The organism is Caballeronia sp. LZ024 (assembly GCF_031451455.1).
Lineage (GTDB): Bacteria > Pseudomonadota > Gammaproteobacteria > Burkholderiales > Burkholderiaceae > Caballeronia > Caballeronia telluris.
Window position 1 is genome coordinate 1 of sequence record NZ_JARUXL010000017.1, and the last position, 5761, is coordinate 5761.

5 protein-coding genes and 1 pseudogene are annotated in these 5761 nt (G+C 57.8%); 1 reads left to right on the forward strand and 5 read right to left on the reverse strand.

Features of this window, described 5'->3' with window-relative positions; translation table 11 throughout:
• Positions 1-62: 62 nt before the first annotated feature.
• The 5 genes from QCE48_RS31325 to QCE48_RS31345 form a co-directional block, all read right to left on the reverse strand.
• A complete protein-coding gene (locus tag QCE48_RS31325) occupies positions 63-509 on the reverse strand; it encodes a cation:proton antiporter (RefSeq protein WP_309788935.1) in 447 nt (148 codons plus the stop codon).
• Between the two features lie 593 nt (positions 510-1102).
• On the reverse strand, positions 1103-1606 hold the full coding sequence (locus QCE48_RS31330; protein WP_309788934.1) for a penicillin-binding transpeptidase domain-containing protein: 504 nt from the start codon (positions 1604-1606) through the stop codon (positions 1103-1105).
• A gap of 50 nt (positions 1607-1656) precedes the next feature.
• Positions 1657-2805, reverse strand: a complete 1149-nt coding sequence (locus tag QCE48_RS31335; RefSeq protein WP_309788933.1) for a mechanosensitive ion channel family protein — start codon at positions 2803-2805, stop codon at positions 1657-1659.
• Positions 2806-3310: 505 nt separating this feature from the next.
• Positions 3311-3511 (reverse strand): hypothetical protein, encoded by a 201-nt coding sequence (locus QCE48_RS31340; protein WP_309788932.1) that lies wholly within the window; start codon positions 3509-3511, stop codon positions 3311-3313.
• A 105-nt stretch (positions 3512-3616) separates the two neighbouring features.
• The gene (locus tag QCE48_RS31345; protein ID WP_309788931.1) at positions 3617-4873 is read right to left on the reverse strand and encodes a DUF2254 domain-containing protein; all 1257 of its coding nucleotides are present in this window, start codon (positions 4871-4873) and stop codon (positions 3617-3619) included.
• Between the two features lie 158 nt (positions 4874-5031).
• On the opposite strand from QCE48_RS31345, the pseudogene QCE48_RS31350 reads away from it, so the two are divergent.
• Positions 5032-5663 (forward strand): annotated as a pseudogene (locus tag QCE48_RS31350) (chloride channel protein); the annotation flags it as partial.
• Positions 5664-5761: the final 98 nt, after the last annotated feature.

The window sequence follows — 5761 nt, forward strand, 5'->3', positions numbered from 1 at the left end:
GGCAAACGACATTGCAGCATTGCCGCCTCACAACTGGCAGCCTCTCACATCTGTCGCCTAGCTCATCGGCCGTCAAGGCGGGTTTGCCGGCCCCTTACAAATAAAAGGCAGTACGACACCGGCAGATTTACGCCGAGGAGCGGCAGAAGCAGCCACATCGCGACGCCCACGATCAGCGTCGACGCGAGAGTGCTGAGCACCGCGAGCGCAACGATCTGCCACCGGTACGCCGTCAGCTTTGCCATGTCAACGTGCATCGCCCCCGCGAACAGGAGAAGTGACAACATGCCTTGAAGCACCACCTCACTGAAATCGATCGAAGGGACCAGCGACTCTTCGGCGAGACGTAGTTCGTGCGCGATACCGAGTGTGTCAAGGCCGATAAGCCCGAGCGATAGCCCGAGCGCGGTTACCATCACCCCGATCGTCGTGGGCAAGCCCACGAAACGGTGATTTACGTAGGCGAGGATCGCTGTAACAACGAGACAGATCGCGATGACGTCCAGCAACTCGCAACTCCTTTGAGACAGCAACGGGATTCGCTCTCAGACGGACCGGCGAATGGACCGATCGACGAAAGGCCGGATTGCGCCGCCCGAACAGCCCGTCCGGTCGGGGCTCTAAAGAAGACGGGAGCCGACCTAACGCCCGGCCGCGGCCGGGGATCGTCGCAGCACCAAGCATCGTCAGATTGTCGGCTCTTTGCCTTTGCCGACTGGTCCGGAGCGACGTTGAGCAGATACATCGTTTCGGCCGCAATACGAGCGAACGGCGGGCCCGCTACCGCACCGTTAAAAAGCGATCCGCGGCGCGAATGGTGAATCGATTCTGCGACAATCACCCGCAGCGTGCACGCGCCAATTTTGTCCCTGTAGGGAGAGAGAGCATGGAGGGCCGACGAGTCTATTCGGCGCACGAACTGGCCATCATTGGCAAACCTGGTATAAGCTTGAGCGAGTTGTAGCAGGGAGCCGAAAACCCATAGCCATAGGACATCGTTGCCTGTTCGATGCGTCGCCAATGTTGATAGCGCCGCGCCTTTCCAACCGCCGCTCCGGGGAGTCCGGCGCGCGGTGCACGGCCAAGCCCAAGCGCGCGGAAGTTATTCCACATATCCGCTGACTTTAACAGTAGCGCGATCTATGTTGTACCTACACTGCTCGATTTCTGCACTACGCCCGACACCGTCAGCGTACCAAAATCCTTGCTCATAAATCGTCACACCGTAAATCCGCAGGTGTCCGCCTTCGGACGAGACGATTGAAGGCGGATTGACTTGATGCATCTGCAAAGCGAGCGCGATCGTCAGCGGCGTCATGACTGAGCCCGGTTCTAACACGTCGGTGACCGCCCGATTGCGCATCACGATCCCAGTGCGCGCGGCGCTAATGTTCGGATCGTAGCTTGGAAAATTGGTCATCGCGAGAATCTCGCCAGTATGCGCGCCGAGAACGATTGCGGAACCTGAGCGGGCGTCGGCCCTCTCCACGGCCGCTTGCAGTTCCCTGAACGCTGCATGTCGAATCCTCCGATCGAGCGCCAGCGTGACGTCTCGCCCATTACGCGGCGGAACCGTCGCAAGCGCTTCGATGACCCGTCCACGCACATTGCGCAACCCTCAGCACAGACGGCAACATCAAGCACCCCCGATCCAACCTAGACTGAGGATTCGGAGCGCACCTCTCGCGCCCCTGTTGCCAGACTTCGGGAACGCATGGACTCGGATCGCCGAGTCGTCTCGTCTTTCTGCGCCGGTTGGCCAACTACGTGCAACGTACGAGTCGGGAAGGCAAACTCCACGCCCCTGTCGGCAAGGGCTGCCATTAAGTCGAGGTTGATGTTTTGCTGGATGTCCATGTAGATGTTATAACCTGGCTCAGTCACGTAGTACACGACTTCGAAGTCCAGCGAGCTCTCCCCGAATTGCTTAAAGTGCGCTCGATCGAAACGCGTATCGCCCGCCGATTCAACGGCCCGTTTCACGATTTGCGGTATCTCGCGCAACTGCTCAGGACGCGCATCGTAAGTCACGCCGAACCCAAAAAGGATACGTCGCTCGGACATGCGCTTGTAATTGTGAATAGTGTTTTTTAGCAATTCGGTGTTACTGCATACAATCTCTTCCCCATTCAGGCTGCGAATGCGCGTGGTCTTCAGGCCGATGTGCTCGATGCTTCCCGCGACATCGCCGAACACGATGAAATCGCCAATCTCGAACGGTTTGTCGAGCCCGATGGCGAGCGACGCGAACAAATCGCTCAGGATGCTCTGGACCGCTAGAGCGACCGCCACACCCCCAACGCCAAGGCTGGCCACGAAGGCGGTGATATTTACGCCCATGTTGGCCAACACGGCCAGCAGCAGCACCGACCAGAGCAGTGCCCGTAGCATCCATGACATCATGGTCGTGATGACCGGATTGTGCGCGGTGGCTGCCGCACTCTCCAATCGTCCAGTCGTCCAAATCGTCACCCCGCGGTTAATCCAAAGCGCAAGTTGAAAACCAATAACCAGAAACCACAGGTGACTGATTCGGCTATCCCATTTGTCAGGCAGCTCCAGAAACTGCGCTCCCACCAAGAGAGCCGCCATCACGACCGTCAGACGGTGCGTGCGTTCGAGTACCTGCACGGCCATGTCGTCGAACCGTGTGGCAGTACGGCCTGCCAATGCGTCGAGTCGCGCCACGACGAATTTCAGCGCGCTTACGAAAACCATATAGCTCACTATCGCCGCGATGCCGCCGTACAACCATTCAGTCGCAGGAATGCCCAGGAAAGCGTTGAGGTCAAGCCAATTCTTCATCTAAATTTCCTCACCTACCAACCAAACGTCAATCAGGTTACAACCATTTACATGTCTGTACCCGTTGCCGATCGATAGTTCCCGACAAAACCTACGAATTCAGCCCGAAGCCAGGTCAACAAGGGCGGAGATTGCACCTTGAAACCGCATGGAACGCTTTGCACGCCTGTATCGTCTGCTATCGCTTGCCACCGGGGCGGCAGTACTAATGGGCATGCTTGCGCTCCGAAGGCGACAGCCCATGAAGATCATGAAGGCCGTATGGCCCTCACCACGCTCTATTGCGGACCAGTGGGGCCGATCTTTATATCTGGTTTGGACCCACCCCTTCATCGGTCGTGCCGAATAACTCGTCACCCGAAAAGCCGATGTGGCAAGCGATCCTCACATCGGAGAGTGGATAGCGTTTGCTTTAAGCCTTACGCTATTTGGTTCGGAACTCACGGTGAAGATTTTATTAGGGTTTGTGCTCGCCTACGCACTTGGATTCCTGTTTCAATAATGATCAGTCGTCCCGATGCGCGGTCTGCGCCTGCGCGACGGGCTCGTCACCGCCGCAAAGATCGACACGCTGTCTCTGGTCGCTTACGAGGTTGGCATGTTCCCATGGATGGTGCTCCGAACGGTGACTTGTCCCGAACTCCAGCCGACATTGGTCATACTGGCTGATGATGCAGGTCTCGATGGTCGTCGGCTTCTTCACCACGTGTCTAGTCCATTAGGAGTTGATCCGAAAGGGCATCAAGGAGAATATGTGATTCCTAAGGCCGTCAAGATGAAATTCATCGTCGTCCAACCAGAACCAAGCCGTCTAGGCGGGGGTTTGTCCGACGCGCGACGCCAAGATGCGTAACACCTGTTTGTCCTCGTCGAGCAGCAATGTCACCTCTGCCCTTTTCAGCGCAAGCACGGCATGCCGGACGGAAGAAGCTGCGTATCCCAACTCGTCATTTTGGCCGAGTAAAGCAAGCGCTTTTTGAAGGCGCATGCCCACCTCGACCAATGCAGCACCGTCGCGGGCAATCGGGCCAAAGAAGTCGTCAAACAGATCGTCGAGTTGCAGACCAGGCACGAACACCCTTCTGCAGTTCGGCTCGATCTCTTCTTCCGTCTCTATGCGCGTCCCCCAAAGCGAAAGGACCCGCACACCTCGGCCGATTACCTCAATCGCGGTCCCTGGATCGTTGACCGCCGGCGACAAGGCACGTGAGGCGATTTCGGCCAGTACGGAGAGGCCGAAGCGCGGGTCCTGCTCGAAGGAACGCCGCACACCAATCGAGAAGGCCGCTCGAAGTGCTTCATTACCCGATTCGTCGATACCTTCGAGGCGCGCCAACACAGTGTTGTGATCGACGAAGCTTCCGGGCAGAACTTGCAAGTAAAGTGCACTATTCGACTCGGTCGCCAGTTTTCCAAGCGCGGGCATATCAACATGTTCGACATAGCCCACTGCGATCGCCCTCACCGCACGCGCGGCCGGCGGTATATCGGTGAGCGGGCTTCCGCCAAGATACGGGTGCTTCAGGCGCTCGGTGAGCGCCTCGGTGGCGGCCGCTTCGACGCGATCGGTCGTTTCACTCAGCCGGCCGAGGCGCGCCAAGTGATCGATCCACCGCAGCAGCGTATAGACAATCAGGACGATCACTCCAATTGTCACGGCGAACATCACGACTCGTCCGTTGTTGCCATACAAGCCTGTACTGAGGGCGATAATGCCGACGAGGCTGAAGAGGAACGAGCCAATAAACGTCGCGAGGACGTTCTGAGTCGTCGCGTCTTCCACCAGAAGGGGCGTCGCGCGTGGCGTGACGTTGCTCGTCGCCGAGCCGTACGCCGTCACCATGATGTTCAGTGAGAAAGTGGTCGCGGCCAACATACTTGATGCAATGATGCCGAGAATGTTGTCGACTGCGTCGGCACCCACGCGCGCGGATAAATCGTCTGGGATATATTGTTTGAGAGCCAGGCCGAGCAAGGCTGTGGCGACCCCCAGCAGCGAAAAGAGTCCCGCGCGAAACCACAGACGCTTGCTGATTCTTCTCAGAACCCATTGCCATCGTGCGATCATCAAGACCTCGTGTAGGAAGTGCACGCCCCGCGCAGGCGACAACCCTGATGCAAGGTCCGTTCCAGGCTTCCCAGAGGACTCAACCGACCCTGAACACGTATACTGTTCGCTTTCTGCTAGCTCCGGTCGGAAAGGTTCAATCCGGCTGCTTTCCTTCATTGACAACGGGCATTGCGGCACGGGCATCGGTTTGGCTTTACTATGGCGTATTCTGGCTAGGTGCCATCGCGGTCGGTCTGATTGCAGTCCTGCTGATTAATTTTGCGTAAAGCCTCTTCGTTTCTTACGCCGATCGGTTCCCTGGCTTCCCTTGTTGGTCACGCCGGCGGTGAGCGCCCCTGCGTGTGGATCACAATGCGGTTTTTCACGGCGCCGAAGGCAGCGGTATTCCGGATTTTTGGTGGCTTCACCATCGGCCGCGAAGGACCAGGATCCAGGTGGCTGCCGCTCTTATGTTCAACTTGCGCGTTTTCTATCCGCGACGGTTCCGCTTGATTGCCGGCGCCACGCCTGAGCGCCGGATGGCGCTCGCCGGTGCTTCAGCAGGTCTTTCTGCTGCGTTCATTGCACCACTGGCCGGTGTGGTGCTCGCGATAGAGGAGCTGACACCGAGCTTCGAACAGCGCGCGAGCGGCGTTCTCATCACGACGATCATCTTCGCTGGTATCGTCACGCATGGCATCAGCGGCAACTACACCTAGGTACCATCGATGTTGGCAAACACTTCTCCGACGACCTGGCTCTCGCCGTTGTACTGACTGGACTGATTGCAGGAGTAGCGGGAGGCATGGCGGCCTCAAATCTGAAGTGCAACACCATTTCGTATAAGGTGTTGCGATGCATGAAAGAACTCCGTACCGGCAACTTCAACCTGAAGAGCGCCTAACC

What these genes read in the sequence shown, in the direction of transcription:
- QCE48_RS31335 (WP_309788933.1), bottom strand. Translation starts at nt 2,805, where the DNA reads ATGAAGAATTGGCTTGACCTCAACGCTTTCCTGGGCATTCCTGCGACT.
- QCE48_RS31345 (WP_309788931.1), bottom strand. Translation starts at nt 4,873, where the DNA reads ATGATCGCACGATGGCAATGGGTTCTGAGAAGAATCAGCAAGCGTCTG.